Origin of the sequence: Paraburkholderia caffeinilytica (assembly GCF_051027425.1) — a bacterium.
Taxonomy (GTDB): Bacteria; Pseudomonadota; Gammaproteobacteria; order Burkholderiales; family Burkholderiaceae; genus Paraburkholderia; species Paraburkholderia caffeinilytica_A.
Genome location: NZ_CP186552.1, coordinates 3,457,804 through 3,481,917, shown reverse-complemented (window position 1 = coordinate 3,481,917; position 24,114 = coordinate 3,457,804). Strand labels below are relative to the sequence as shown.

Below are 24,114 nucleotides of genomic sequence, written 5' to 3'. Positions count from 1 at the left end.
TCACGCATGGACGACGAACTCAATACCCGACTCAAACCCCTTCGCGAACGCATCGACGCGCTCGATGCGCAGATCATCGCGCTCCTCAATCAGCGTGCCGCGGTGGCGCTCGAAGTGGGCGAGGTCAAGAAGCATTTCAACGCGCCGGTGTTCCGCCCGGAGCGCGAGCAGCAGGTGATCGCGCGCTTGCAGGATATGAGCGACGGTCCGCTGGCCGGCGAGCATATCAGCGCGATCTGGCGCGAGATCATGGCAGCGAGCCGCGCGCTCGAAAAGAGCATCAAGGCCGCGTATCTCGGCCCGGTCGGCACGTATAGCGAACAGGCCATGCACGAGTACTTCGGTCAGTCGATCGAAGGTCTGCCGTGCCCGTCGATCGACGAAGTATTTCGCTCCGTCGAAGCAGGCGCTGCCGAATTCGGCGTCGTGCCCGTCGAGAATTCGACGGAAGGCGCGGTGTCGCGCACGCTCGATCTGCTGCTGCAAACCCAGCTCACGATCGGCGGCGAACTCGCTTTGCCGATTCACCACAATCTCCTGACGCTGAACGGCGGTCTCACCGGCGTGACGCGGGTGTGCGCGCACGCGCAGGCGCTCGCCCAGTGCCAGCGCTGGCTCGCGACCAACGCGCCGCATCTCGAGCGTCAGGCGGTGTCGAGCAATGCCGAAGCCGCGCGCATGGCGGCGGAAGATCCGACTGTTGCAGCGATTGCCGGCGATCGTGCCGCGACCCACTACGGTCTGCAAGTCGCCTACGCTCTGATCCAGGACGATCCGCACAACCGCACGCGCTTCGTGATGATCGGCAAGGAGCGCACCGGCGCCAGCGGGCACGACCAGACGTCGTTGATCGTTTCGGTGGCGAACGAGCCGGGCGCCGTGTTCAAACTGCTGGAGCCGTTGGCGCGCCACAGCGTATCGATGACCCGTTTCGAATCGCGCCCGGCACGCGTCGGCACGTGGGAGTACTACTTCTACATCGACGTCGAAGGCCATCGCGACGAGCCGGCGGTTGCCGCCGCGCTCACCGAACTTGGCCAGAAAGCGGCGTTCCTGAAGATACTCGGCTCGTATCCGCGCGCCCGTTGATACCGGTCGAGGCGCGCACGCATCGCTCGCGCGCGTCTGCTACATGTTCACCTACTACTAATTAGTCGTTCGGAGATTTTCATGACAACGTCCTTCGGTCCTTCCTATGTGCGCGCGATTGCGCCTTACATCGCCGGCAAACCGATTTCGGAAGTGGCCCGCGAATTCGGCCTCGACGAAGCGACGATCGTGAAGCTCGCCTCGAACGAAAATCCGCTCGGCATGCCGGAATCGGCGCAACGCGCCATGGCGCAAGCGGCCAGTGAACTCGGCCGCTATCCGGACGCGAACGCATTTGAACTGAAGACAGCGTTGAGCGAACGTTACGGCGTGCCGGCAGATTGGGTGACGCTTGGCAACGGCAGCAACGACATTCTCGAAATCGCCGCGCATGCGTTAGTCGAGAAGGGCCAGTCGATCGTCTACGCGCAGTATTCATTCGCGGTCTACGCGCTTGCCACGCAAGGCGTGGGTGCGCGTGCGATCGTCGTGCCCGCCGTCAAGTACGGCCACGATCTCGACGCGATGCTCGCGGCGATCACGGACGATACGCGGCTGATCTTCGTCGCGAACCCGAACAACCCGACCGGTACTTTTATCGAAGGTGCGAAGATCGAGGCGTTTCTCGACAAGGTGCCGCGCAACGTGGTCGTCGTGCTCGACGAGGCGTACACGGAATATCTGCCGGAAGAAAAGCGTTACGACTCGATCGCGTGGGTGCGCCGTTATCCGAATCTGCTGGTGTCGCGCACGTTCTCGAAGGCGTTCGGCCTCGCCGGTTTGCGTGTCGGCTTCGCGATTGCGCAGCCTGAACTCACTGATCTGCTGAACCGTCTGCGTCAGCCGTTCAACGTGAACACGCTGGCGCAAGCCGCCGCGATCGCCGCGCTGAACGACACCGCGTTTCTGCAAAAGAGCGCGGCCTTGAATGCGCAAGGATATCGCCGCCTGACCGAAGCGTTCGACAAACTCGGGCTCGAGTATGTGCCTTCGGACGGCAACTTCGTACTGGTGCGCGTCGGCAACGACGACGCAGCCGGCAACCGCGTCAACCTCGAGTTGCTCAAGCGGGGCGTGATTGTTCGCCCGGTCGGCAACTACGGTTTGCCGCAATGGCTGCGCATCACGATCGGTTTGCCGGAAGAAAATGAAGCATTCCTTGCAGCGCTCGAAAAGACGCTTGCTGCCGCTTAAGCGGTTGATTTTGACCCGCGCGTCTCACTTTATGGATGGCGCGCTTTTTCTGTGACCGACGTGGCTGCGTTCTCTTTTAACAAGCTGGTGATTTTCGGTGTCGGCCTGATCGGCGGATCGCTTGCGCGCGCGCTGCGTGAGCGGGGCGAGCGGGGTGAGGCGGCAGGCACGCGCACGGTGGTCGGTGTCGGGCGTTCGTCCGCGTCGACGGCGCGCGCGCTGGAATTGGGCGTGATCGACGCAGCCGCCGCGTTGAACGACGACGTCGCCTTGCGTGACGCGTTGTCCGGCGCCGATTTCGTGCTGCTCGCGGCACCCGTCGCGCAGACGCAACCGCTGCTCGAACGCATTGCACCGTTTCTCGACCCAGGCACGATCGTCACCGATGCCGGCAGCACCAAGTCCGACGTGGTTGCAGCGGCACGCGCGGCGCTCGGCGCGCGCATCGCCCAGTTCGTGCCGGGGCATCCGATTGCCGGCCGTGAGGCGAGCGGCCCCGATGCGGCGTTGCCCGACCTGTACGTGAATCGCAACGTCGTGCTGTGTCCGCTGCCGGAGAACGCGCCGGAAGCGGTCGAGCGCGTTGCCGCGATGTGGCGTGCAACCGGCGCTTGTGTGCGGGAGATGACGCCCGAACAGCATGATCGCGTGCTTGCATCGGTCAGCCATTTGCCGCACGTTTTGTCTTTCGCGCTGGTCGAGCAGATTCTCAATTCGCCCGACGCCGCACTGAAATTCTCGTTCGCCGCCGGCGGATTCCGCGACTTCACGCGCATCGCTGCGTCGAGCCCGGAGATGTGGCGCGACGTGTGCGTGGCGAATCGCGCTGCGCTGCTCGATGAAATCGACGCGTACACGGCGGTGCTCGCGCGCCTGCGGGCGGCAATCGAAGCGGCTGACGGTGCCGCGCTCGAAGCCGTATTCGCGCGTTCGCGCGTCGCGCGCAGCGAATGGCAGGAACAGCGCACTACCGGGGCGGCGCTTGGCGACGCCTCGAAATAACCGGAACTGGACTCAATCATGGAATTCCTCGATCTCGGACCATTCTCTCGTGCGTCCGGCACGGTTCGTTTGCCCGGCTCGAAAAGCATTTCGAATCGCGTGCTGCTGCTCGCAGCGCTCGCCGAAGGCGAAACGACGATCACGAACCTGCTCGACTCCGACGACACCCGCGTGATGCTCGACGCGCTCGAAAAGCTCGGCGTGCGCCTGAAGCGCGAGGGTGACACCTGTGTCGTGAGCGGTACGCGCGGTGCGTTTACGGCGCGCAAAGCCGATCTGTTCCTCGGCAACGCCGGCACGGCGGTGCGTCCGCTGACGGCGGCGCTGGCGGTGAATGGCGGCGACTATCGCATTCACGGCGTGCCCCGCATGCACGAGCGGCCGATCGGCGATCTGGTCGACGGCTTGCGGCAGATCGGCGCGAAGATCGACTACGAAGAGAATGACGGCTATCCGCCCTTGCGGATTCGCCCGGCGCAAATCACGGCCGACGCACCGATTCGCGTGCGCGGCGACGTGTCGAGCCAATTCCTGACTTCACTGCTGATGACGCTGCCGCTGTTGCGCACCGAAAGCGGCGTGACGACCGTGCAGGTGGACGGCGAGCTGATCTCGAAGCCCTACATCGAAATCACGATCAAGCTGATGGAGCGCTTCGGCATCAAGGTCGAACGTCATGAATGGCACCGGTTCATCGTGCCGGCGGGGCAGCGCTATCAATCGCCGGGCACCATCATGGTGGAAGGCGACGCGTCGTCGGCGTCGTATCTGCTGGCGGCCGGCGCGCTCGGTGGCGGACCCGTGCGGGTGGAAGGCGTCGGCCGTTCCAGCATCCAGGGCGACGTCGGTTTTGCCGATGCGCTCATCAAGATGGGCGCGAACCTGCAGATGGGCGACGACTGGATCGAAGTGCGCGGGGTGGGCAACGACAACGGCAAGCTCGACCCGATCGACATGGACTTCAATCTGATTCCGGACGCCGCGATGACGATTGCCGTCGCCGCGCTGTTCGCGGACGGCACGACCACGCTGCGCAACATCGCTAGCTGGCGCGTGAAGGAAACCGACCGGATCGCCGCGATGGCGACCGAGCTGCGCAAGGTCGGCGCGAAGGTGCAGGAGGGCGAGGATTTCCTCGTCGTCACGCCGCCTGAAAAACTGATTCCGAACGCCTCGATCGACACTTATGACGATCACCGTATGGCTATGTGCTTCTCGCTCGTGAGTCTGGGCGGCGTGCCGGTCCGGATCAACGACCCGAAGTGCGTCGGCAAGACGTTCCCCGATTATTTCGAGCGCTTCATTGCGCTCGCTCAACCCTGATTCGCCCCCGAATCGACTGACGTGCGACTTTTTCGATGAAACCGACCCGTCCCTTTCACCAGACGCCCGTCATTACGATCGACGGCCCGAGTGCCTCCGGCAAAGGCACCGTGGCCGCGCTGGTTGCCGCAAGCCTCGGTTTCCACCTGCTGGATAGTGGCGCGCTGTACCGGCTCGCCGCGCTGGCCAGCATTCGCTACAAGGTCGCCGCGGATGACGCGGACGCGCTTGTAAAACTGATCGACGATCTGCACATCACTTTTCGCGAGGGGCTGGCGCAACTCGACGGCGCCGACGTATCCGCCGACATCCGCGCAGAGGAAGTGGGCAGTCGCGCCTCGGCAATCGCCGTGCACGTGCCCGTGCGAACCGCGCTGGTGGCCCGTCAGCGGGCTTTCCGCAAGGAACCGGGGCTGGTCGCCGATGGCCGCGACATGGGCACGGTGATCTTCCAGGACGCCGTGTTGAAGGTGTTCATGACCGCCAGCGTCGAGGCTCGCGCGGCGCGCCGGCATAAGCAATTGATCCAAAAAGGATTTTCTGCTAATATAGATGACTTGCTCCGGGATTTGCGTGAGCGCGACGAGCGTGACAGTCAGCGCGCGGCCGCGCCGCTCAAGCCCGCAGCGGATGCAAAGCTGCTTGATACCTCCGCATTGTCCATCGACCAGGCGGTCGAACAGGTGGTGCAATGGTATGAAGCATGGGTCCCGCATGCCTGATGTCCGGGCAGTGTTTGAGTAGCGGGCGCAGTAGAGAGCAGTACCGTTGTCAGTAGGTGCTCCGCGTGTGTCGTGGAGCGTGTTTTAACCCCTTAACCCCGCGTGGCATTCGCATTCGCCGAAGTTGCTGACCGTCCGGCCAGCCGGGCGCCGCGAGAACCATGCAAATTTTGATTTTTATGTCCGACCTGCAAACTTCCAACCCGAATACCGAATCTTTTGCGGCTCTGTTCGAAGAGTCGCTGACCAAGCAAGACATGCGCGCCGGCGAAGTGATCTCCGCCGAAGTCGTGCGTGTTGACCACAACTTCGTGGTCGTCAACGCTGGTCTCAAGTCCGAAGCCTACATTCCGCTCGAAGAGTTCCTGAACGACGCGGGCGAGGTAGAAGTGCAGGCGGGCGACTTCGTTTCCGTCGCGATCGACGCGCTGGAAAACGGCTATGGCGACACGATCCTGTCGCGCGACAAGGCGAAGCGCCTGGCTTCGTGGCTGTCGCTGGAAAAGGCTCTCGACAACAACGAACTCGTGACCGGCACGATCACGGGTAAGGTCAAGGGCGGCATGACCGTCATGGTCAACGGCATCCGCGCGTTCCTGCCGGGTTCGCTGGTTGACACGCGTCCGGTCAAGGACACGACCCCGTACGAAGGCAAGACGCTGGAATTCCGCGTCATCAAGCTCGACCGCAAGCGTAACAACGTCGTGCTGTCGCGCCGTGCCGTGATCGAAGCGACCCAGGGCGAAGAGCGCGCAAAGCTGCTCGAAACGCTGAAGGAAGGCGCGATCGTGGAAGGCGTGGTGAAGAACATCACCGATTACGGCGCGTTCGTGGACCTCGGCGGTATCGACGGCCTGCTGCACATCACCGACATCGCATGGCGTCGTGTGCGTCACCCGAGCGAAGTTCTGTCGGTTGGCCAGGAAGTTACCGCGAAGATCCTCAAGTTCGATCAAGAGAAGAACCGCGTTTCGCTGGGTATCAAGCAACTGGGCGACGATCCGTGGGAAGGCATTTCGCGCCGTTACCCGTCGGGCACGCGCCTGTTCGGTAAGGTCACCAACATCACCGACTACGGCGCATTCGTCGAAGTCGAATCGGGCATCGAAGGCCTGGTTCACGTGTCGGAAATGGACTGGACGAACAAGAACGTTGCACCGTCGAAGGTTGTTCAGCTGGGCGACGAAGTCGAAGTCATGGTTCTCGAAATCGACGAAGACCGCCGCCGTATCAGCCTCGGCATGAAGCAATGCAAGCCGAACCCGTGGGACGACTTCAGCCGCAACTTCAAGAAGGGCGACAAGCTGCAAGGCGCAATCAAGTCGATCACCGACTTCGGCGTCTTCATCGGTCTGCCGGGCGGCATCGACGGTCTGGTTCACCTGTCGGACCTGTCGTGGAGCGAAACGGGCGAAGAAGCAGTTCGCAAGTACAAGAAGGGCGACGAAGTGGAAGCGATCGTTCTCGGCATCGACGTCGAGAAGGAACGCATTTCGCTGGGTATCAAGCAGCTCGAAGGCGACCCGTTCAGCAACTTCGTTGCAATGAACGACAAGGGTTCGATCGTCGACGGCGTGGTCAAGACGGTAGATGCGAAGGGTGCAGTGGTCACGCTGTCGGCGGAAGTCGAAGGCTACCTGCGCGCTTCGGAAATCGCACAAGACCGCGTGGAAGATGCTCGCAACGTGCTGAAGGAAGGCGACAAGGTCAACGCGATGATCATCAACATCGATCGCAAATCGCGTGGTATCAACCTGTCGGTCAAGGCCAAGGATTCGGCTGAGCAACAGGAAGCGATCCGCGGCCTGGCTTCGTCGGATTCGAACTCGGCTGCTACCGGCACGACGAACCTCGGCGCGCTGCTGAAGGCCAAGCTCGACGGCCAGAACCAGTAATTGAGGAACGCCCCCAAACCTGGCGCTTCGCGTCAGGCCTCCCGCAAAGGGGGACAAAATATGGGGGCGGCCCGGCGTTTTCTTGAGAGGTCTGCTGCAGTATGACCAAATCGGAATTGGTCGCCCAGCTGGCTACGCGATTCCCGCAGCTTGTACTTAAAGACGCGGATTTTGCGGTGAAGACGATGCTTGATGCGATGTCGGAGGCGCTTGCCAACGGCCATCGCATTGAAATTCGCGGCTTCGGCAGCTTTGGCCTTAATCGTCGTCCGTCCCGCGTAGGGCGTAATCCGAAGTCAGGCGAGAAGGTGCTGGTACCTGAGAAGTACGTGCCGCATTTCAAGCCGGGCAAGGAGTTGCGCGAGCGGGTAGATCGACGCTCGGGCGAGCCGTTGAAGGCCGATGAGCCGGATGACGACGACCTGTAAATGCTTCGCTGTGCTGTTCGCGGCATGGCATTGGTAGCGTCAGCGGCCAAAGCCAGACGGCAAAAGACCAGAAAAAGCGCCTTCGGGCGCTTTTTTTTCGTCCGTAATCTTCGTTTATAGTCGTTGTGGCCTGTGCTTTTCACCTGTTGGCACGACGCGGCAGCCTGGCCATGCAAGCAGCGGGTCCCAAAAATTCAACATGCCTGCCCACACATCCTCTTGCGGCAAGATAAACCTCACGTAAGTCCTCTATCAGCCAGTTCCTGCCCAGCCGCGAGGGCTTCAATTACAATACGGGTCACTTCGGCGCGGGCAACACCGTGGCGCGACGCGTCATCAAGCCGGCGTCACCCCGCAACTGCCGTCAAGAGACCTATTCATGAAATTTATCGTCTGGCTGATCCGTGTGCTGGTGTTCGTGCTCCTGCTGGTGCTCGCACTGTCCAATACACAACCCGCTACGCTGAATTTCCTCGCCGGCTACGCATGGTCGGCGCCTTTGATTCTGATCGGCCTCGCGTTCTTCGTGGTGGGGCTGCTGGCCGGACTGGTGTCGTCGATGCCGGCCATGGTGCGCCTGCGTATGGAGAATGGCCGGCTCAAGCGCGAGTTGCGTGTGGCGCGCGAAACCCCGGTGGTGGTCGAGCAACCGCCCATGCCGCCGCTGATCTAAGTTGTCTTCTGCCGTGCTTCTGAAGCGCGGCTTTCCGTTTCCGTTGTTCCGTACATTTGCATTAATCGCATGGATCTAGACTTCTGGTGGCTGCTTGTCATACCCGTCGCTTTTGCGTTCGGCTGGATGGCCGCACGCTACGATCTCAAGACGCTGCTGTCTGAAAGCGCCAATCTGCCGCGTTCGTACTTTCGCGGCCTGAATTTCCTGCTCAACGAGCAGCCTGACCAGGCGATCGATGCGTTTATCGAAGTCGTCAAACTCGACCCGGAAACGATCGAGCTGCATTTTGCGCTCGGGAATCTGTTCCGCCGCCGCGGTGAGACCGATCGCGCGATTCGTGTGCATCAGAACCTGCTGAGCCGCACCGATCTGCCCGTCACCGAGCGCGATCACGCGCTGTACGAACTGGGCCAGGACTTCCTGAAGGCCGGTTTGCTGGATCGTGCCGAAGAGACCTTCCGCGCGCTCGAAACCGGCAATTACGCGCTGGGCGCACAGCGTGCGCTGCTGACCATCTACCAGATCGAGAAAGACTGGGTTAAATCGATCGACACCGCGCGCCATCTGGAAACAATGGGCGCCGAGTCGCTCGACAAGGAAATCGCGCAGTTCCATTGCGAACTCGCGCAGGAAGCGCTCCAGCAGAAAAATGCGGATGAGGCGCGCCGTCAGCTAGGGTTCGCGTTGAAGGCGAACCCGACCAACGTGCGCGCCACGATCCTGTTCGGCGACGTTGACGCGACAGCCGGTGCGCAAGAGGCGGCGATTACCCAATGGCGGCGCGTCGAGGAACAGAATCCCGCGTATCTGCCGCTCGTCGCGGAAAAGCTGATGAAGGCCTATGAAGCGCTCGGCCGTCCGCAGGATGGCGCCGATCTGCTCACCACGTGGGTGGATCGCTATCCGTCAAACGATCTGCTCGACGTGACTTATCAGCACATTGCTGCAGTGCGCGGCCCCGACGCCGCGCATGCGCTGGCCCGCTCGCAGATGCAGAAGTCGCCGAACCTGGCGGGCATGACGCGTCTTCTGGAAGCCCAGGAAGCCGTCGCGGAGGAGCCGCGGCGCAGCGAGCTTGAACTGATGCGTACGCTGATTCGCCAGCGCACCAAAAATTTGCCACGGTATACGTGCCAGAATTGTGGCTTCAGGGCGCGGCTGTTTTACTGGCAGTGCCCGGGTTGCAGCGGCTGGGAAACCTATGCGCCGCGTCGCGTCGAACCGATTACGGCGTCGAACTGATAGCGAAGCAATCGTGTAGCCGCGCCGCAACGACGGCGGCCCGTCAGGCCGATTAGACCGGACGGGATCATGACGGCCTTGTTCACTACGAGAAACCCTCACCGGAACCTTCTACCGGAAAGCGTATGAAAATCACCATTATCGGCACGGGTTATGTTGGCCTCGTCACCGGCGCGTGCCTCGCCGAAATCGGCCATGACGTGTTCTGTCTCGACGTCGATCCGCGCAAGATCGAAATCCTCAACAACGGTGGCGTGCCGATCCACGAGCCGGGGTTGCTGGAAATCATCGCCCGCACGCGCAAGGCGCGCCGCATCACGTTTTCGACGGATATCGAAGCGAGCGTAGCGCACGGCGAAGTGCAGTTCATCGCCGTCGGCACGCCGCCGGACGAAGACGGCTCGGCCGATCTGCAATATGTGCTCGAGGCGGCGCGCAACATCGGCCGCACGATGAATGGCTTCAAGGTGATCGTCGACAAATCGACGGTGCCCGTCGGCACGGCGCAACGTGTGCGCGCGGTGGTCGAAGAAGAACTGGCCAAACGCGGCCTCGCCAATAGCGAGCAGCACCGTTTCTCGGTGGTGTCCAACCCTGAGTTTCTGAAGGAAGGCGCGGCGGTCGACGACTTCATGCGCCCCGATCGCATCGTGATCGGCAGCGACGAAGACGAAGCCGGCATGCGCGCGCGCGAACTGATGAAGCGTTTGTACGCGCCGTTCAACCGCAATCACGACCGCACGCTGTACATGGATGTGCGCTCGGCTGAATTCACGAAATATGCGGCCAATGCGATGCTCGCCACGCGCATTTCGTTCATGAACGAGATGTCGAACCTGGCGGATCGGGTCGGCGCGGATATCGAAGCGGTGCGCCGCGGCATCGGCTCGGACCCGCGCATCGGCTATCACTTCCTGTATGCCGGCTGCGGCTACGGCGGCTCGTGCTTCCCGAAGGACGTGCAGGCGCTGATCCGCACCGCCGCCGAAACCGGCCACAATCTGCGCATCCTCGAAGCGGTCGAGGAAGTGAACTACAAGCAGAAAGACGTGCTGGTGCAAAAGATCACGGGCAAACTCGGCGAAGATCTGAGCGGCCGCACGTTCGCCGTGTGGGGCCTCGCATTCAAGCCGAATACCGACGACATGCGTGAGGCGCCGAGCCGTCGCGTGATCGCCGAATTGCTGGCGCGTGGCGCTCAGGTTCGCGCGTACGATCCGGTCGCGGTGGCCGAAGCGCGCCGCGTGTTCGCCCTGGATCTGCACGATGCGCCGGAGCAGCACGCGCGTCTCACGTTCACGAGCACCCAGGAAGAAACGCTGACCGATGCCGACGCGCTGGTGGTCGTCACCGAATGGAAGGAATTCAAGAGCCCGGATTTCCTGCACCTGAAATCGGTGCTGAAGTCACCGCTGATTTTCGACGGCCGCAATCTGTACGAGCCGGACGCGATGACCGAGCTCGGCATCGACTATCACTCGATCGGAAGACCTTATGCCCAGTCCTCTGAATTTTCGGCCGGTGGCGCCAGTCATGCCTGAGGCTGCTCAGTCCACGCCCATGGCGGCTCTTACCGTGGTGCCGCGCGAACGCCTCGGCGCGGCGCGCGTGCTGGTGGTCGGCGACGTGATGCTCGATCGCTACTGGTTCGGCGACGTGAATCGCATTTCGCCGGAAGCGCCGGTGCCGGTCGTACATGTGCAGCGCCAGGAAGACCGCCTCGGCGGTGCCGCGAACGTCGCGCGCAATGCGGTTGCGCTCGGCGCGCAAGCGGGTTTGCTGTGCGTGGTCGGCCATGACGAGCCTGGTGAGCGCATCGTGCAACTGCTCGGTGAAAGCGGCGTCGTGCCGCATCTGGAACGCGATCCGGATTTGCTTACCACCATCAAACTGCGTGTGCTGTCGCGTCAGCAGCAGTTGCTGCGTGTCGACTTCGAAAACTCGCCGGCCCACGAGGTGTTGCTTGCGGGCCTCGCGCGTTTCGACGACCTGTTGCCGTCGCACGACGTGATCCTGATGTCGGATTACGCGAAGGGTGGTCTCACGCACGTCACGCAGATGATCGCCAAGGCGCATGCAGCTGGCAAACCGGTGCTGGTCGATCCGAAGGGCGACGACTGGGAGCGCTATCGTGGCGCTACGCTGATCACGCCGAATCGCGCCGAGTTGCGCGAGGTGGTCGGCCAGTGGAAATCCGAAGAAGATCTCGTTGCGCGCGTGACTAAACTTCGCGCCGATCTCGAGTTCAAGGCGTTGCTGTTGACGCGCTCGGAAGAGGGCATGACGCTCTTCTCCGACGACGGCATCCTGTACGCCTCGGCCGTTGCGCGCGAAGTGTATGATGTATCGGGCGCGGGCGACACCGTGATCGCCACGCTCGCCGCCATGCTCGGCGCGGGTTTGACGCTGGTCGAGGCGGTCGGGCTTGCGAATCGCGCGGCGGGTATCGTGGTCGGCAAACTCGGGACCGCCACCGTCGACTACGACGAACTTTTTCATTGATGCGGGCCGTTGGGTCCCATGCCAAGCTCATTACCGCAGGATCATCATGACCCTCATCGTCACCGGCGCGGCCGGCTTTATCGGCAGCAATCTCGTGAAGGCGCTCAACGAGCGCGGTGAACAACGCATCATCGCCGTCGACAATCTCACGCGCGCGGACAAGTTCAAGAACCTGGTCGACTGCGAGATCGACGATTATCTCGACAAGACCGAATTCGTCGAGCGCTTCAAGCGCGGCGACTTCGGCAAAGTGCGCGCGATTTTCCACGAAGGCGCCTGCTCGGACACGATGGAAACCGACGGCCGCTACATGATGGATAACAACTTCCGTTATAGCCGCGACGTGCTCGATGTCTGCCTCGCGCAGAACATCCAGTTTCTGTACGCGTCTTCGGCGGCAACGTATGGCGGTTCGAGCCGCTTCGTCGAAGAGCGCGAAGTCGAGCAGCCGCTGAACGTGTACGGTTACTCGAAATTCCTGTTCGACCAGGTGATTCGCCGCGTGCTGCCTAGCGCGAAAAGCCAGATTGCCGGCTTCCGTTATTTCAACGTGTATGGGCCGCGCGAAACGCACAAGGCGCGCATGGCGTCGGTGGCGTTTCACAACTTCAACCAGTTCCGGGCTGAAGGCAAGGTCAAGCTGTTTGGCGAATACAACGGCTATGCCGCCGGCGAGCAGACGCGCGATTTCGTCTCCGTCGAAGACGTGGTCAAGGTGAACCTGTTCTTCTTCGACAATCCGGACAAGTCGGGCATCTTCAACCTGGGCAGCGGCCGCGCGCAACCGTTCAACGACATCGCGAGCACGGTGGTCAACACGCTGCGTACGTTGAACAACGAAGCCCCGCTCTCGCTCGCGGAGCAGGTGCAGCGCGGGCTGATCGAATACATTCCGTTCCCCGATGCATTGCGCGGCAAGTACCAATGCTTCACGCAAGCGGATCAGTCGAAACTGCGCGCGGCCGGCTACGATGCGCCGTTTCTGAGCGTGCAGGAAGGCGTCGATCGCTACGTACGTTGGCTATTCGGCCAGGTGTAAATCTTTCGGATACCTCTTTAAACTGGAATCTCCCGGTTGGTGATGATCGCCAACCGGTTGTACGAGGGAGATTCCATATGTTTCGAAAAATTCTGGTTACCGCGGCGATGCTGGCCGCTTTCGGCCACGCGTATGCGGCGGTCGACGTCAACACGGCTAACGAAGACGCGCTGCGCGGCGTCAAGGGCATCGGTCCTGCCAAAGCGAAGGCCATTCTCGAAGAGCGTGCAGCGCATGGTCCATTCAAGGACCCGTCCGATCTCGGCAAGCGTGTCAAAGGCATGGGCGGGCATACCGTCGAGCGCCTGCAGGCGGAGGGTCTCGCTGTCGGTCCGGCTGGCGCGGCTGCTAACACGCAGGCTGCGGCGTCTGCACAGAGCAAGGGCGCGCCCGCTGCGGGCAATGGCGCCAATGCGGCTGCTACCCAAAAGAGCAACGCCACTGTGGCGGTGAAGAAATAGCCTGACGCGGATCGTGCGCGCGAGGCGGGTCGCTTCGCGCGCACGATCCGTTACCGTCGTTCCCCTTCATGGTCGGAGTGGTAAGAACGCTCCTTCAGCTGTCATGCAGATGACTGGCTCCCGCGGTTCTCAGCCGCGGGCTTTTTGCGTTGCTTCGATGTGGTTTGTGCGTGGCTTGTACGCTGCTTCTGGCACTGCCTTTTGCGCTGCGAGCGGGCACCCTATGCGTACGCCTGTCGGCGCCTGCATCCATGCGGGCAGAAGGGCCGCACGGCAGTCGCGCGCACGGTGGTTTAGAATCGATGGATTGAAGACTCCGCGCATCGACAGCTCCTGAACCGATATGGCTTACAAAACGATTGAAGATACGATCGGCAATACGCCGCTCGTGCAACTCGTCCGTCTCCCTGACGACGAGATCCGCAGCCGCAATAACGTGATCCTTGCGAAGCTCGAGGGCAACAATCCTGCGGGTTCGGTGAAGGACCGCCCGGCGCTGTCGATGATCAAGAAAGCCGAAGCTCGCGGGCGCATCAAGCCGGGCGACACACTGATCGAATCGACCAGCGGCAACACCGGCATCGCGCTGGCCATGGCGGCAGCGATCCGTGGCTACAAGATGGTGCTGATCATGCCGGAAGACCTGTCGGTGGAGCGCCGTCAGAGCATGGCTGCCTATGGCGCGCAGATCGTGCTGACGCCGGTAACGGGCGGCATGGAATACGCGCGCGATCTGGCCGAGCAGATGCAGCGCGAAGGCAAGGGCATCATCCTCGATCAGTTCGCGAACCCGGACAATCCGGCTGCGCACGTCGAAGGCACCGGCCCGGAAATCTGGCGCGATACGGAAGGGCGTATCACGCATTTCGTTTCGTCGATGGGTACGACCGGCACGATCATGGGCGTGTCCACCTATCTGAAGGAGCAGAATCAGGCGATCGAGATCATCGGCGCGCAGCCGGAAGAGGGCTCGCGCATTCCGGGCATCCGCAAATGGCCGGAAGCCTATCTGCCGAAGATTTTCGATCGTAGCCGCGTGGACCGCGTCGAGAATGTGAGCCAGGCCGCAGCCGAAGCAATGGCGCGGCGCATGGCCTCGGTCGAAGGGATCTTCGCCGGCATCTCGTCGGGCGGGGCCTGTGAGGTGGCGCTGCGCGTCGCGCGCCAGGTCGAGAATGCGACGATCGTGTTTATCGTCTGCGATCGGGGTGACCGGTATCTGTCGACGGGTGTGTTCCCTGCTTGATGGTGCCGCGGTGCATTGAGTGGCGCTCGATCTGAGTCAGCCAATAAAAAAGCGCCGGTTTAACCGGCGCTTTTTTTGTGTCGCTTGCTAGCCGTTCGCGATGCGGCGAGTGTCTGGCAACCCGGTGCCTGGCCTGACAATCGCCGCCACCGCCACCGCCACCGTCACCGTCACCGTCACCGTCACCGTCACCGCCACCGCCACCGCTCAGCTCATTGCGAAGCCGCACCCGGCGCCGCCGCATTGCTACTGGCGTTCGCCGCGTCGCTGGCTTCCATCTGAGCCTTGACCCGCTCGCCCAATTGATAAACCGCGAGCGCATAGAAGAAACTGCGGTTATAGCGCGTGAGCACATAGAAGTTCTTCAGGCCCAGCATGTACTCGGTACCACGCCCCGGCGACGGCAGATCGACCACCGTCACCGGCGTGCCGGCTTCCGACGCGATATCGATTTCCGGCTCGTTCAGCAGCAACCCGGCGCGGAGCAATTGGTCCAGCGGCCAATGCGGCTCCGGCTTGCCGTCAGCGGCTGCTTGCGCTACGCCCAGGCTGCCGGCGTCCGTGCCGATCTTCCACACCACCGGCCGGCCGTTTTCCCAGCCGTTCTGGCGCAGATAATTCGCCACGCTGCCGATCGCATCCGCCTGGCTCGTGCGCAGATCGATCTGCTTGTTGCCGTCATAGCTCACCGCGTACTGCACGATGCTGCTCGGCAGGAACTGCGGAATCCCGATTGCGCCGGTATAGGAGCCGAGCACCGTGGTCGGATCGATTTGCGAATCGCGCGTCCAGACCAGGTAGTCTTCGAGATTCTTGCGGAAAGTCGCCTGGCGATCCGCGCGATTGGCGGTATTCGGATAGTCGAAGCTGAGCGTGGTCAGCGCGTCGAGCACGCGGAAGTTACCCATGAAGCGCCCGTAAATCGTCTCCACGCCAATGATGCCGACGACCACTTCAGGCGGTACGCCGAACTCTTCGTAGGCGCGTTGCAGCGTGGCCTGGTTGGCGCGCCAGAAGCGCACGCCGGCATTGATGCGCACCTGGTCGAGAAAGCGCGACTGATACACGCGCCAGTTCTTGACCGACGGCGAGGGTGACGGCGTGACGAGCTTGACCGCGGTGGCCGAATAGCTCACGCGGGCGAACAACGCATGCAAGGCGGCTTCGTCGAAGTCGTAGCGCGCCGACATGTCGTTGATGAACGCGTCGACATTCGGGTTATTGGCGTAGCGCTGCGGGATGATTTCTTCTTCGAAGGTTTGCCCTTGCGGCACCGCCGGTTGCGGTTGGCTTTGCGTGAGCAGCAGCGGGGGCTGCTTCCCGGCGCTTTGCGCCATTGCCGGACTGGTTGCCATGAACATGCACGATGTGACGGATAGTGCGGTGGCCGCGGTCTTCATGCGTAGCCGGTTTCGTGCAGACAGAGCAAGCTTGACGGTCATAGTGAGCTAGGGGCGCAGTGCGAAAGAGACAGGGGGAAAACCGATCGGGGCAGTATACCCGACGCTTTCTGCAAAACTGTGCCTGCGGCGTCACAGCCGCATCGTGTGGTAACTTGGCAAATGTTGGCGCGCCCAGTGTGCGCGCCCATGGACGGAGACACGCCGCGCGTGCGTTGAAAGCGCCGCGCCGCAGACGAGAATCATGGCAACAGGCTTTTATTCCCACGCCGATTGTTTGCTGCACGATATGGGGCAATGGCATCCCGAATGCCCGGCGCGCCTGCAGGCAATCGAAGATCAATTGATCGCAAGCCGCATCGACTCGCTGATCGAGCGCGAGTCGCCGCCGCTCGCCGATGACGCCGCGCTGTTGCGCGTGCATACGCAGGCCCACGTCGATTACATCCGCAGCCGTTCGCCCGCGGAGGGTTTCGCCGAAATCGACCCCGACACGTCGATGAATCCGCACACTTTGCAGGCCGCGTTGCGCGCGGCCGGCGCCGCGGTGGCCGCGACCGACGCCGTGATCGAAGGCCGTTACGATAACGCGTTCTGCAGCGTGCGCCCGCCCGGCCACCATGCGGAGCCGGCGCGTGCGATGGGCTTCTGCTTCTTCAATAACGTCGCGATCGCCGCGCGCCATGCGCTTGAAGTGCACGGCATGCAGCGCGTGGCGATCATCGATTTCGACGTCCATCACGGTAACGGCACCGAAGCGGCCTTTTCGGGCGATTCGCGTGTGCTGATGTGCAGCATCTTCCAGCATCCGTTCTATCCGTTTACCGGCGCCGACAATCAGGCGCCCAACATGTGCAACGTGCCGATGCCGGCGCGCTCGAAAGGCATGGCGGTGCGCGAAGTGGTCGATATGCTGTGGCTGCCGCGGCTGCATGAATTCAAGCCGGAGATGATCTTCATCTCGGCCGGCTTCGACGCGCATCGCGAGGACGATCTCGGCAACATGGGTCTCGTCGAGGAAGACTATGCATGGATCACCGACCAGGTCGGCGAGATCGCGAAGCGCTATGCACGTGGGCGGATCGTCAGCTGTCTCGAAGGCGGGTACAACCTGTCGGCGCTGGCGCGCAGCGTGGTCGCGCACGTGCGCGCGCTGGCCGGGATCTGAGTTGCCACGCCGCGAGAACTGCGCGGACGTCGCATGCGCGAACGCCGCGAACCGCATGAAATCAACGAGGACCGAGCCATGAATGCCGATGTGCGCAGCGCGTCACTGGTCGAGATCGAACACGACGCTTATGGCGTCCCGGGCGTCGTCCGGTTGACGATGAACCGGCCCGATGCCTTCAACGCGCTCTCCGAAGCCCTGCTCGATGCGTTGCAGTCGGCTCTGACGGCGCTGGCGGAGTCCAAAGCGCGGGTGGTGGTGATCGCCGGCGCCGGCCGTGCGTTCTGCGCGGGACACGATCTGAAGGAAATGCGCGCGGCGCCGTCGCTGGCTTACTACCAGGCGTTGTTCGCGCGCTGCACGAAACTGATGTTGACGATCCAGCGCTTGCCGCAACCGGTCATCGCGCGCGTGCATGGCATCGCCACGGCGGCCGGCTGTCAGCTGGTCGCGATGTGCGATCTGGCGGTCGCCGCCGACACCGCGCGCTTTGCCGTTTCGGGCGTCAACCTGGGGCTCTTCTGCGCGACGCCTTCGGTACCGCTGTCGCGCAATCTGTCGCGTAAGGCTGCGCTCGAAATGCTGCTGACCGGCGATTTCATCGACGCTATCCAGGCGAAGCAGCAGGGCCTCGTGAATCGCATCGCTCCGGCAGACGCGCTCGACGCAGAGGTCGCGCGGCTCGCGAAAAGCATCTGCGCGAAACCCGTCGAAGCCGTGAGCGTCGGCAAAGGCCTTTTCTATCGCCAGCTCGAAATGGGCATCGAGGCGGCGTATCAGCTCGCCGGCCAGACCATGGCCTGCAACATGATGGACGACTCCGCGCTCGAAGGCGTGCAGGCCTTCATCGAAAAACGCCCGCCCGACTGGAAGCGCTAGCCGGACTGAAGCGTTCTTGCCGGAGCCGGTCCTCGCACTGACTTATCCGGACGCTTGAGCTTCAGAATGCGCTTCGACGCCGAAACTTGAAGCGTCCGCGCATCGACTCATGCCATTCCCTGCTTGCGTCGTCGAAACGCCTTGCGGCACTCAGGCTTTGGGCAAGCGCTTCTCGATCCAGTCGATCAGCGCCCCGATTACCCGATCGCGGTCGAGGTCGTTCATCGTCTCGTGATAGCTGTCTTCGTGCATCGTGAGTGTCTTGTCCGGCGAGCCCGCGTGCGCGCCGAAATCGCGGCTGCCGTCGGGTTCGGTGAGCTTGTCGGCCGTGCCGTGATACACCAGCAGCGGCACACGCAAACCCGCACGGCCGCGTTCGATGCGCGCCATCGCCAGCAACAACTCCGCGCCCGTACGCGCCGGAATCGCCCCGTGATGGACCAGCGGATCGTTGCGATTGGCGTTCACCACCGGTTGAAGCCGCGACAACAGAGCCGCGTCGATTTTCATCGCCGGAAAGGTCGGCCAGATGCGGCTGATCACCTGGCTCATCTTGAGCATCCAGCGCGGCACGTCGCGGCCTGGCGCGAGCGCGGGGCTCGACAGGATCAGACCGCTCAGCCGGCGTCCGCTCGCCGCCAGCCGTTCGATTGCATAGAGCGCCGCGACTGCGCCGCCCATGCTGTGGCCCATCAGAAATAGCGGCGCGCAGCTGGTTGCCGCTTCATCGAGCAAAGCCTGGGCGTCGAGCAGATAGTCGTCGAACCGGTCGACCCACACGCGTTTGCCCGGCGCGTGCCCGTGTCCGCGTAAATCGATCGCGACGAGTTCGATGCCGGCCGGGTTCAGCCGATCCGCCAGCGCCGCGTAACGCCCGGCGTGCTCCGCGAGCCCGTGCACCAGCGCGACCGTGCCGCGCAAAGGCGCCGTGGCGGGCCAGCGATACAACGGCAGTTCGACGCCGTCGCTCGTCGTGACCGTGGAGCGCAGCGCGGTGCCGCCTTTCGGGGTTCCCGCAGCGGGGCGTACATTGCCGGGTCGAGTTGTTTCCATAGCGGCCGTTTATCCTGAGCGTGTCCTGATTCTGGTTCGCCAGATCATAGTCGCAGCGGGCGTGCAAGCGTGCGCCTCTCGTGCCGGGTGCACCTCTAATTCCTTATGGTTATGAAAAGATCGTAATTGATTATTAAAGGGAATGACGACGCTGCGGTAGAATTGCCGGCTCAAATCCCAATAAAAGCAACGGCGGCCGCTTGTCGGGAGCGCACAACGCTCGTTGGCAAACTCCGCCGTTTCGTTTTTCCATGATCGAAATACGCAATATCTCTCAGCGGTTCGCCGGACCTCGGGGCTGGGTCGAAGCGCTGCACAACGTCAATCTGTCGATTCCGGCGGGTGAGGTGTTCGGCATCATCGGCCGCAGCGGCGCGGGCAAAAGTACGCTCGTGCGCACCATCAATCTGCTGACGCGTCCGAGCGAAGGCAACATCGTCGTCAACGGCCGCGATCTGACGACGCTGCCCGCCGCGCAATTGCGCGAGGCGCGTCGCGAAATCGGCATGATCTTCCAGCACTTCAACCTGCTGTCGTCGCGCACGGTGTACGAGAACGTGGCGTTGCCGCTCGAACTCGCCGGCATGAAGCGCGATGAGATCGAGGCGAACGTGCTGCCGCTGCTCGAACTGGTCGGCCTGTCGGCGCAGAAGGATCGCTATCCGGCGCAGATCAGCGGCGGGCAGAAGCAGCGTGTGGGCATTGCGCGCGCGCTGGCGAGCAAGCCCAAAGTGCTGCTCTCCGATGAAGCGACGTCGGCGCTCGATCCCGAAACCACGCGCTCGATTCTCGATCTCCTCAAGCGCATCAATCGCGAACTCAACCTGACGATCGTGCTGATCACGCACCAGATGGACGTGATCAAGCAGGTCTGCGACCGCGTCGCGGTGCTGGATGCCGGCCGTGTGGTCGAAGAGGGCAAGGTCATCGACGTCTTCCTGCAACCGCATCACGAAGTCACCCGCGCATTGATCGGCGACGTGATCGCCCAGGAACTGCCGCCCGCGATGAAAGCGCGCGTGGCCGAACGCCTGAAGATCGGCAGCGGCCATCTGCTGCGGCTGGCGTTCACCGGCTCGGGTGTCGATCAGCCGATCCTGTCGGAAACGATTCGCCGCTACGAACTCGACTTCAACATCCTGCACGGCCAGATCGACGAGATCCAGGGGCAGGCGTTCGGCTCGCTCGCGGTGCTCGCGGGCGGTGAACCGGGCAAGGTCGCACAGGCGCTGACGTATCTGCGCGAACAGGGTGTGGTGGTAGAGGAGCTGTCGTATGTTGAGTGAAATGTTCGATATGTTCGTCCAGTCGTTCTGGGAAACGCTCGTGATGGTGGGCATCTCCGGACTGGTCGGCGCGGCGGTCGGTCTGCCGCTCGGTGTGCTGCTGTATCTGACGGACCGTCAGGGCGTGTTGCAGAACATCGCCGTGAATCGCGTGATGGGCGTGATCGTCAATGCCGTGCGTTCCACGCCGTTCATCATCTTGCTGGTCGCTGTGATTCCGTTCACGCGTCTCGTAGTGGGTTCGTCGATCGGTACGGCTGCGGCCGTGGTGCCGCTGACGATCGCCGCGGCGCCGTTTATCGCGCGTCTGGTCGAAACCGCGTTGCGGGAGGTCGATCGCGGTCTGATCGAAGCCGCGCAGGCGATGGGCGCGACCACCAGTCAGATCGTCTTCAAGGTGCTGTTGCCGGAATCGCTGCCGGGCGTGGCCGCCGGGTTGACGATTACGTTCGTGTCGCTGGTCGGCTATTCGGCGATGGCCGGTGCGATCGGTGGCGGCGGGCTCGGCGATCTGGGCATTCGTTATGGGTATCAGCGTTTCTTGCCGGAAGTCATGGTGACGGTCGTGGTGATCCTGATCGTCTTCGTGCAACTGGTGCAGTCGTTCGGGGATTGGCTCGTGCGTCGTTTGAGCCATAAATAAACAAGGGTCATCGGAACCCGCCAGGCAGAATCAAAAAAGGTCCATCATGCAACGTCGTTTTATTCTCAAGCTGGCCGCCACGCTCGGCGCCGCGTCGCTGTTCGCTGCCGCCACGGCGGCTCACGCTGAAGACACGATCAAGGTCGGCGTCACCGGCGGCCCGCACGCGCAGATCATGGAAGTCGTGAAGACGGTCGCGGCAAAGAACGGTCTGAACATCAAGGTCGTCGAGTTCTCCGACTACGTGCAGCCGAACGCGGCGCTCGCCGGCGGCGACCTGGACGCGAACAGCTACCAGCATGACCCGTACTTGCAGGCGCAGGTCAAGGATCGCGGCTACAAGCTGATCCGCGTCGCCGATACGGTCACGTACCCGATGGGCATCTACTCGAAGAAAGTGAAGACGCTGGCTGAATTGCAGCCGGGTGCGAAGATCGCGGTGCCGAACGATCCGACCAATGGCGGCCGGGCACTCCTGTTGCTGCAGAAGCAGGGTCTGCTGAAGCTGCGCGCGGACGCGGGCCTCAAGGCAACGCCGCTCGATATCGTCGACAACCCGAGGAAGCTGAAGATCGTCGAACTCGACGCCGCGCAAATCCCGCGCTCGCTGAATGACGTGGACGCCGCCGCGATCAATACGAACTTCGCGATGGAAGCCGGTCTGAAGCCGAAACAGGACGCGATCGCCATCGAAGACCCGAAAGGTCCGTACGTGAATATCATCGCAATCCGCGAAGCTGATCGGAACAAGCCGTGGGTCGCCAAGCTGGTCGCGGCCTATCATTCGCCGGAAGTGAAGCAGTTCGTCGAGAGCAAGTTCGGCGGCGCGGTGATCACCGCCTGGTGATCTGACGGCCGGTTTTTTGACCGGTTGTCCCGGCTGTCGGCCTGGCAAGATACGACGGCAATGCAAAATTAGAGTCGTCCGTCTGAACCCGGGGTTGTCGCCCGGGTTTTTTCGAGATTAAAATAGAACGATCGTTCGATATTGCCGTCACGCCGCTGAGGAGCGATATCCTCCTGCTAAAGCGCCCACGACACGGCTGCCGCGAAAAGGCAGTCGCTATAATGTTCGTTGGGTTGACGTATTCGTAACTTTGGAGCGTGTGCATGAAAATCCTGGTGCCAGTGAAGAGAGTGGTCGATTACAACGTGAAAGTCCGGGTGAAGTCGGACGGCACGGGCGTCGACATCGCGAACGTGAAGATGTCGATGAATCCGTTCGATGAAATCGCGGTGGAAGAAGCCGTGCGTCTGCGCGAAGCGGGCGTGGCGACCGAAGTGATCGCCGTGTCGGCAGGCGTGACGCAGGCGCAGGAAACGCTGCGCACGGCGCTCGCGATCGGCGCGGACCGCGCGATCCTGATCGAGTCGGGCGAAGAACTGCAGCCGCTGGCAGTGGCCAAGCTGCTGAAGGCGCTGGTCGACAAGGAACAGCCTTCGTTGATCATTCTCGGCAAGCAGGCCATCGACGACGATTCGAATCAGACCGGCCAGATGCTGGCTGCGCTGGCGAATCTGCCGCAAGCCACGTTCGCTTCGAAGGTTGTTGTCGCTGACGGCAAGGCTACGGTGTCGCGCGAGGTGGACGGCGGCGCTGAAACGCTGTCGCTGAGCCTGCCTGCTGTGATCACGACCGATCTGCGCCTGAACGAACCGCGCTACGTGACGCTGCCGAACATCATGAAGGCGAAGAAAAAGCCGCTGGAAGTCGTCAAGCCGGAAGACTTGGGTGTCGACGTGACGCCGCGCCTGAAGACGCTGAAGGTTGTCGAGCCGCCCAAGCGCTCCGCCGGTGTGAAGGTGGCGGATGTGAAGACGCTGGTCGAGAAGCTGAAGACCGAAGCCAAGGTGCTGTGAGGAGACGGACGAAATGACGAATCTGGTAATTGCAGAACACGATAACGCATCGATCAAGGCCGCGACGCTGAACACGATTGCCGCCGCGCAGAAGATTGGTGGCGATATTCATGTGCTGGTGGCAGGTCACAACGCGCAAGCTGCGGCGGATGCGGCAGCGAAGATTGCAGGTGTTTCGAAGGTCCTGCTGGCCGACGCGCCGCAACTCGAGGCAGGTCTCGCAGAAAACGTCGAAGCGACGGTGCTGAATATCGCGAAGGACTATTCGCACATCCTCACGCCGGCAACCGCTTACGGTAAGAACATCGCGCCGCGTATCGCCGCGAAGCTGGACGTCGCGCAGATCAGCGATATCACGGCAGTGGACAGCGCAGACACCTTTGAGCGTCCGATCTACGCGGGTAACGCAATCGCTACCGTTCAATCTCAAGACCCGATCAAGGTCATTACGGTCCGTACGACCGGTTTCGACGCAGTCGCGGCCGAAGGCGGCGGCGCAACGGTCGAGAAGATCGAAGCCGCAGCTGATACCGGCCTGTCGCAGTTCGTGAACCGTGAAGTGACGAAGCTGGACCGTCCGGAACTGACCTCGGCGAAGATCATCGTCTCGGGTGGCCGCGGTCTGGGCAATGGCGAAAACTACACCAAGGTGCTCGAACCGCTGGCCGACAAGCTGAACGCAGCGCTGGGCGCCTCGCGCGCAGCGGTCGATGCGGGCTTCGTGCCGAACGACTATCAGGTCGGCCAGACCGGCAAGATCGTTGCGCCGCAACTGTACGTGGCGGTCGGCATCTCGGGTGCGATCCAGCATCTGGCCGGCATGAAGGACTCGAAGGTGATTGTGGCGATCAACAAGGACCCGGAAGCGCCGATTTTCAGCGTCGCCGATTACGGTCTGGTGGGCGATCTGTTCACGGTTGTGCCCGAACTTGTTAGCGAGCTCGGCTAAGCGCCGCAGCGCCGGTTAAAAGGCGTCTGGCAGCACACGAAAGGGCGCGGGACCGAT

General features: G+C 62.4%; 23 protein-coding genes. 21 read left to right on the top strand and 2 right to left on the bottom strand.

Translation table 11 applies throughout. The features are described from left to right. The first annotated feature begins 6 nt into the window (after positions 1-6). The 14 genes from pheA (at position 7) to cysM (ending at position 14,819) form a co-directional block, all read left to right on the top strand. The gene (gene pheA, locus ACOSV0_RS15345) at positions 7-1,089 is read left to right on the top strand and encodes a prephenate dehydratase (protein ID WP_434107003.1); all 1,083 of its coding nucleotides are present in this window, start codon (positions 7-9) and stop codon (positions 1,087-1,089) included. An 81-nt stretch (positions 1,090-1,170) separates the two neighbouring features. Beyond that, positions 1,171-2,283 (top strand): histidinol-phosphate transaminase, encoded by a 1,113-nt coding sequence (hisC, locus tag ACOSV0_RS15340; protein WP_434107002.1) that lies wholly within the window; start codon positions 1,171-1,173, stop codon positions 2,281-2,283. 51 nt (positions 2,284-2,334) lie between these two features. Beyond that, positions 2,335-3,285 (top strand): prephenate dehydrogenase, encoded by a 951-nt coding sequence (locus ACOSV0_RS15335; protein ID WP_434107001.1) that lies wholly within the window; start codon positions 2,335-2,337, stop codon positions 3,283-3,285. Positions 3,286-3,303: 18 nt separating this feature from the next. Continuing rightward, the gene (gene aroA, locus ACOSV0_RS15330; protein WP_434106999.1) at positions 3,304-4,608 is read left to right on the top strand and encodes a 3-phosphoshikimate 1-carboxyvinyltransferase; all 1,305 of its coding nucleotides are present in this window, start codon (positions 3,304-3,306) and stop codon (positions 4,606-4,608) included. Positions 4,609-4,643: 35 nt separating this feature from the next. Further along, positions 4,644-5,330, top strand: a complete 687-nt coding sequence (cmk, locus tag ACOSV0_RS15325) for a (d)CMP kinase (protein ID WP_434106998.1) — start codon at positions 4,644-4,646, stop codon at positions 5,328-5,330. 161 nt (positions 5,331-5,491) lie between these two features. After that, positions 5,492-7,225, top strand: coding sequence for a 30S ribosomal protein S1 (rpsA, locus tag ACOSV0_RS15320; RefSeq protein ID WP_408438443.1), 1,734 nt, complete (start codon positions 5,492-5,494; stop codon positions 7,223-7,225). A gap of 101 nt (positions 7,226-7,326) precedes the next feature. Continuing rightward, positions 7,327-7,653, top strand: coding sequence for an integration host factor subunit beta (locus ACOSV0_RS15315; RefSeq protein ID WP_028200079.1), 327 nt, complete (start codon positions 7,327-7,329; stop codon positions 7,651-7,653). A gap of 379 nt (positions 7,654-8,032) precedes the next feature. Beyond that, positions 8,033-8,326 (top strand): LapA family protein, encoded by a 294-nt coding sequence (locus tag ACOSV0_RS15310; protein WP_091800094.1) that lies wholly within the window; start codon positions 8,033-8,035, stop codon positions 8,324-8,326. A 69-nt stretch (positions 8,327-8,395) separates the two neighbouring features. After that, a complete protein-coding gene (lapB, locus tag ACOSV0_RS15305) occupies positions 8,396-9,571 on the top strand; it encodes a lipopolysaccharide assembly protein LapB (RefSeq protein ID WP_434106997.1) in 1,176 nt (391 codons plus the stop codon). 125 nt (positions 9,572-9,696) lie between these two features. Then, positions 9,697-11,112, top strand: a complete 1,416-nt coding sequence (locus ACOSV0_RS15300; RefSeq protein WP_434106996.1) for a UDP-glucose dehydrogenase family protein — start codon at positions 9,697-9,699, stop codon at positions 11,110-11,112. Further along, positions 11,066-12,073, top strand: a complete 1,008-nt coding sequence (gene rfaE1 / locus ACOSV0_RS15295; RefSeq protein WP_434106995.1) for a D-glycero-beta-D-manno-heptose-7-phosphate kinase — start codon at positions 11,066-11,068, stop codon at positions 12,071-12,073. The genes ACOSV0_RS15300 and rfaE1 overlap by 47 nt, the downstream gene beginning before the upstream one ends. Before the next feature lie 46 nt (positions 12,074-12,119). Further along, positions 12,120-13,112 (top strand): ADP-glyceromanno-heptose 6-epimerase, encoded by a 993-nt coding sequence (gene rfaD, locus ACOSV0_RS15290; RefSeq protein ID WP_434106993.1) that lies wholly within the window; start codon positions 12,120-12,122, stop codon positions 13,110-13,112. Positions 13,113-13,189: 77 nt separating this feature from the next. After that, the gene (locus ACOSV0_RS15285) at positions 13,190-13,573 is read left to right on the top strand and encodes a ComEA family DNA-binding protein (protein WP_434106992.1); all 384 of its coding nucleotides are present in this window, start codon (positions 13,190-13,192) and stop codon (positions 13,571-13,573) included. A 343-nt stretch (positions 13,574-13,916) separates the two neighbouring features. Then, positions 13,917-14,819 (top strand): cysteine synthase CysM, encoded by a 903-nt coding sequence (gene cysM / locus ACOSV0_RS15280; RefSeq protein ID WP_007180896.1) that lies wholly within the window; start codon positions 13,917-13,919, stop codon positions 14,817-14,819. A gap of 212 nt (positions 14,820-15,031) precedes the next feature. Here cysM and mltB read toward each other — a convergent pair whose 3' ends face one another. Then, on the bottom strand, positions 15,032-16,180 hold the full coding sequence (gene mltB / locus ACOSV0_RS15275; RefSeq protein WP_434110302.1) for a lytic murein transglycosylase B: 1,149 nt from the start codon (positions 16,178-16,180) through the stop codon (positions 15,032-15,034). Positions 16,181-16,463: 283 nt separating this feature from the next. On the opposite strand from mltB, the gene ACOSV0_RS15270 reads away from it, so the two are divergent. Beyond that, positions 16,464-17,387, top strand: a complete 924-nt coding sequence (locus tag ACOSV0_RS15270; protein ID WP_434106991.1) for a histone deacetylase family protein — start codon at positions 16,464-16,466, stop codon at positions 17,385-17,387. A 78-nt stretch (positions 17,388-17,465) separates the two neighbouring features. Further along, positions 17,466-18,266 (top strand): enoyl-CoA hydratase, encoded by an 801-nt coding sequence (locus ACOSV0_RS15265; RefSeq protein WP_434106990.1) that lies wholly within the window; start codon positions 17,466-17,468, stop codon positions 18,264-18,266. Between the two features lie 150 nt (positions 18,267-18,416). Here ACOSV0_RS15265 and ACOSV0_RS15260 read toward each other — a convergent pair whose 3' ends face one another. Next, positions 18,417-19,319 (bottom strand): lysophospholipase, encoded by a 903-nt coding sequence (locus ACOSV0_RS15260; protein WP_434106988.1) that lies wholly within the window; start codon positions 19,317-19,319, stop codon positions 18,417-18,419. A gap of 251 nt (positions 19,320-19,570) precedes the next feature. On the opposite strand from ACOSV0_RS15260, the gene ACOSV0_RS15255 reads away from it, so the two are divergent. The 5 genes from ACOSV0_RS15255 (at position 19,571) to ACOSV0_RS15235 (ending at position 24,057) form a co-directional block, all read left to right on the top strand. After that, positions 19,571-20,605, top strand: a complete 1,035-nt coding sequence (locus tag ACOSV0_RS15255) for a methionine ABC transporter ATP-binding protein (protein ID WP_434106987.1) — start codon at positions 19,571-19,573, stop codon at positions 20,603-20,605. Further along, a complete protein-coding gene (locus ACOSV0_RS15250) occupies positions 20,595-21,248 on the top strand; it encodes a methionine ABC transporter permease (RefSeq protein WP_434106986.1) in 654 nt (217 codons plus the stop codon). Before ACOSV0_RS15255 ends, ACOSV0_RS15250 begins: the two co-directional genes overlap by 11 nt. 46 nt (positions 21,249-21,294) lie before the next feature. Next, complete coding sequence (locus ACOSV0_RS15245) at positions 21,295-22,095, top strand: MetQ/NlpA family ABC transporter substrate-binding protein (protein ID WP_434106985.1); 801 nt, start codon at positions 21,295-21,297, stop codon at positions 22,093-22,095. A gap of 263 nt (positions 22,096-22,358) precedes the next feature. Further along, entirely contained in the window at positions 22,359-23,108 is a 750-nt protein-coding gene (locus tag ACOSV0_RS15240) for an electron transfer flavoprotein subunit beta/FixA family protein (RefSeq protein WP_434106984.1), read from the top strand. A 13-nt stretch (positions 23,109-23,121) separates the two neighbouring features. Then, entirely contained in the window at positions 23,122-24,057 is a 936-nt protein-coding gene (locus ACOSV0_RS15235) for an electron transfer flavoprotein subunit alpha/FixB family protein (protein WP_434106983.1), read from the top strand. Positions 24,058-24,114: the final 57 nt, after the last annotated feature.

What these genes read in the sequence shown, in the direction of transcription:
- pheA (WP_434107003.1), top strand. Translation starts at nt 7, where the DNA reads ATGGACGACGAACTCAATACCCGACTCAAACCCCTTCGCGAACGCATC.
- hisC (WP_434107002.1), top strand. Translation starts at nt 1,171, where the DNA reads ATGACAACGTCCTTCGGTCCTTCCTATGTGCGCGCGATTGCGCCTTAC.
- aroA (WP_434106999.1), top strand. Translation starts at nt 3,304, where the DNA reads ATGGAATTCCTCGATCTCGGACCATTCTCTCGTGCGTCCGGCACGGTT.
- cmk (WP_434106998.1), top strand. Translation starts at nt 4,644, where the DNA reads ATGAAACCGACCCGTCCCTTTCACCAGACGCCCGTCATTACGATCGAC.
- rpsA (WP_408438443.1), top strand. Translation starts at nt 5,492, where the DNA reads ATGCAAATTTTGATTTTTATGTCCGACCTGCAAACTTCCAACCCGAAT.
- ACOSV0_RS15315 (WP_028200079.1), top strand. Translation starts at nt 7,327, where the DNA reads ATGACCAAATCGGAATTGGTCGCCCAGCTGGCTACGCGATTCCCGCAG.
- ACOSV0_RS15310 (WP_091800094.1), top strand. Translation starts at nt 8,033, where the DNA reads ATGAAATTTATCGTCTGGCTGATCCGTGTGCTGGTGTTCGTGCTCCTG.
- lapB (WP_434106997.1), top strand. Translation starts at nt 8,396, where the DNA reads ATGGATCTAGACTTCTGGTGGCTGCTTGTCATACCCGTCGCTTTTGCG.
- ACOSV0_RS15300 (WP_434106996.1), top strand. Translation starts at nt 9,697, where the DNA reads ATGAAAATCACCATTATCGGCACGGGTTATGTTGGCCTCGTCACCGGC.
- rfaE1 (WP_434106995.1), top strand. Translation starts at nt 11,066, where the DNA reads ATGCCCAGTCCTCTGAATTTTCGGCCGGTGGCGCCAGTCATGCCTGAG.
- rfaD (WP_434106993.1), top strand. Translation starts at nt 12,120, where the DNA reads ATGACCCTCATCGTCACCGGCGCGGCCGGCTTTATCGGCAGCAATCTC.
- ACOSV0_RS15285 (WP_434106992.1), top strand. Translation starts at nt 13,190, where the DNA reads ATGTTTCGAAAAATTCTGGTTACCGCGGCGATGCTGGCCGCTTTCGGC.
- cysM (WP_007180896.1), top strand. Translation starts at nt 13,917, where the DNA reads ATGGCTTACAAAACGATTGAAGATACGATCGGCAATACGCCGCTCGTG.
- mltB (WP_434110302.1), bottom strand. Translation starts at nt 16,180, where the DNA reads ATGTTCATGGCAACCAGTCCGGCAATGGCGCAAAGCGCCGGGAAGCAG.
- ACOSV0_RS15270 (WP_434106991.1), top strand. Translation starts at nt 16,464, where the DNA reads ATGGCAACAGGCTTTTATTCCCACGCCGATTGTTTGCTGCACGATATG.
- ACOSV0_RS15265 (WP_434106990.1), top strand. Translation starts at nt 17,466, where the DNA reads ATGAATGCCGATGTGCGCAGCGCGTCACTGGTCGAGATCGAACACGAC.
- ACOSV0_RS15260 (WP_434106988.1), bottom strand. Translation starts at nt 19,319, where the DNA reads ATGGAAACAACTCGACCCGGCAATGTACGCCCCGCTGCGGGAACCCCG.
- ACOSV0_RS15255 (WP_434106987.1), top strand. Translation starts at nt 19,571, where the DNA reads ATGATCGAAATACGCAATATCTCTCAGCGGTTCGCCGGACCTCGGGGC.
- ACOSV0_RS15250 (WP_434106986.1), top strand. Translation starts at nt 20,595, where the DNA reads ATGTTGAGTGAAATGTTCGATATGTTCGTCCAGTCGTTCTGGGAAACG.
- ACOSV0_RS15245 (WP_434106985.1), top strand. Translation starts at nt 21,295, where the DNA reads ATGCAACGTCGTTTTATTCTCAAGCTGGCCGCCACGCTCGGCGCCGCG.
- ACOSV0_RS15240 (WP_434106984.1), top strand. Translation starts at nt 22,359, where the DNA reads ATGAAAATCCTGGTGCCAGTGAAGAGAGTGGTCGATTACAACGTGAAA.
- ACOSV0_RS15235 (WP_434106983.1), top strand. Translation starts at nt 23,122, where the DNA reads ATGACGAATCTGGTAATTGCAGAACACGATAACGCATCGATCAAGGCC.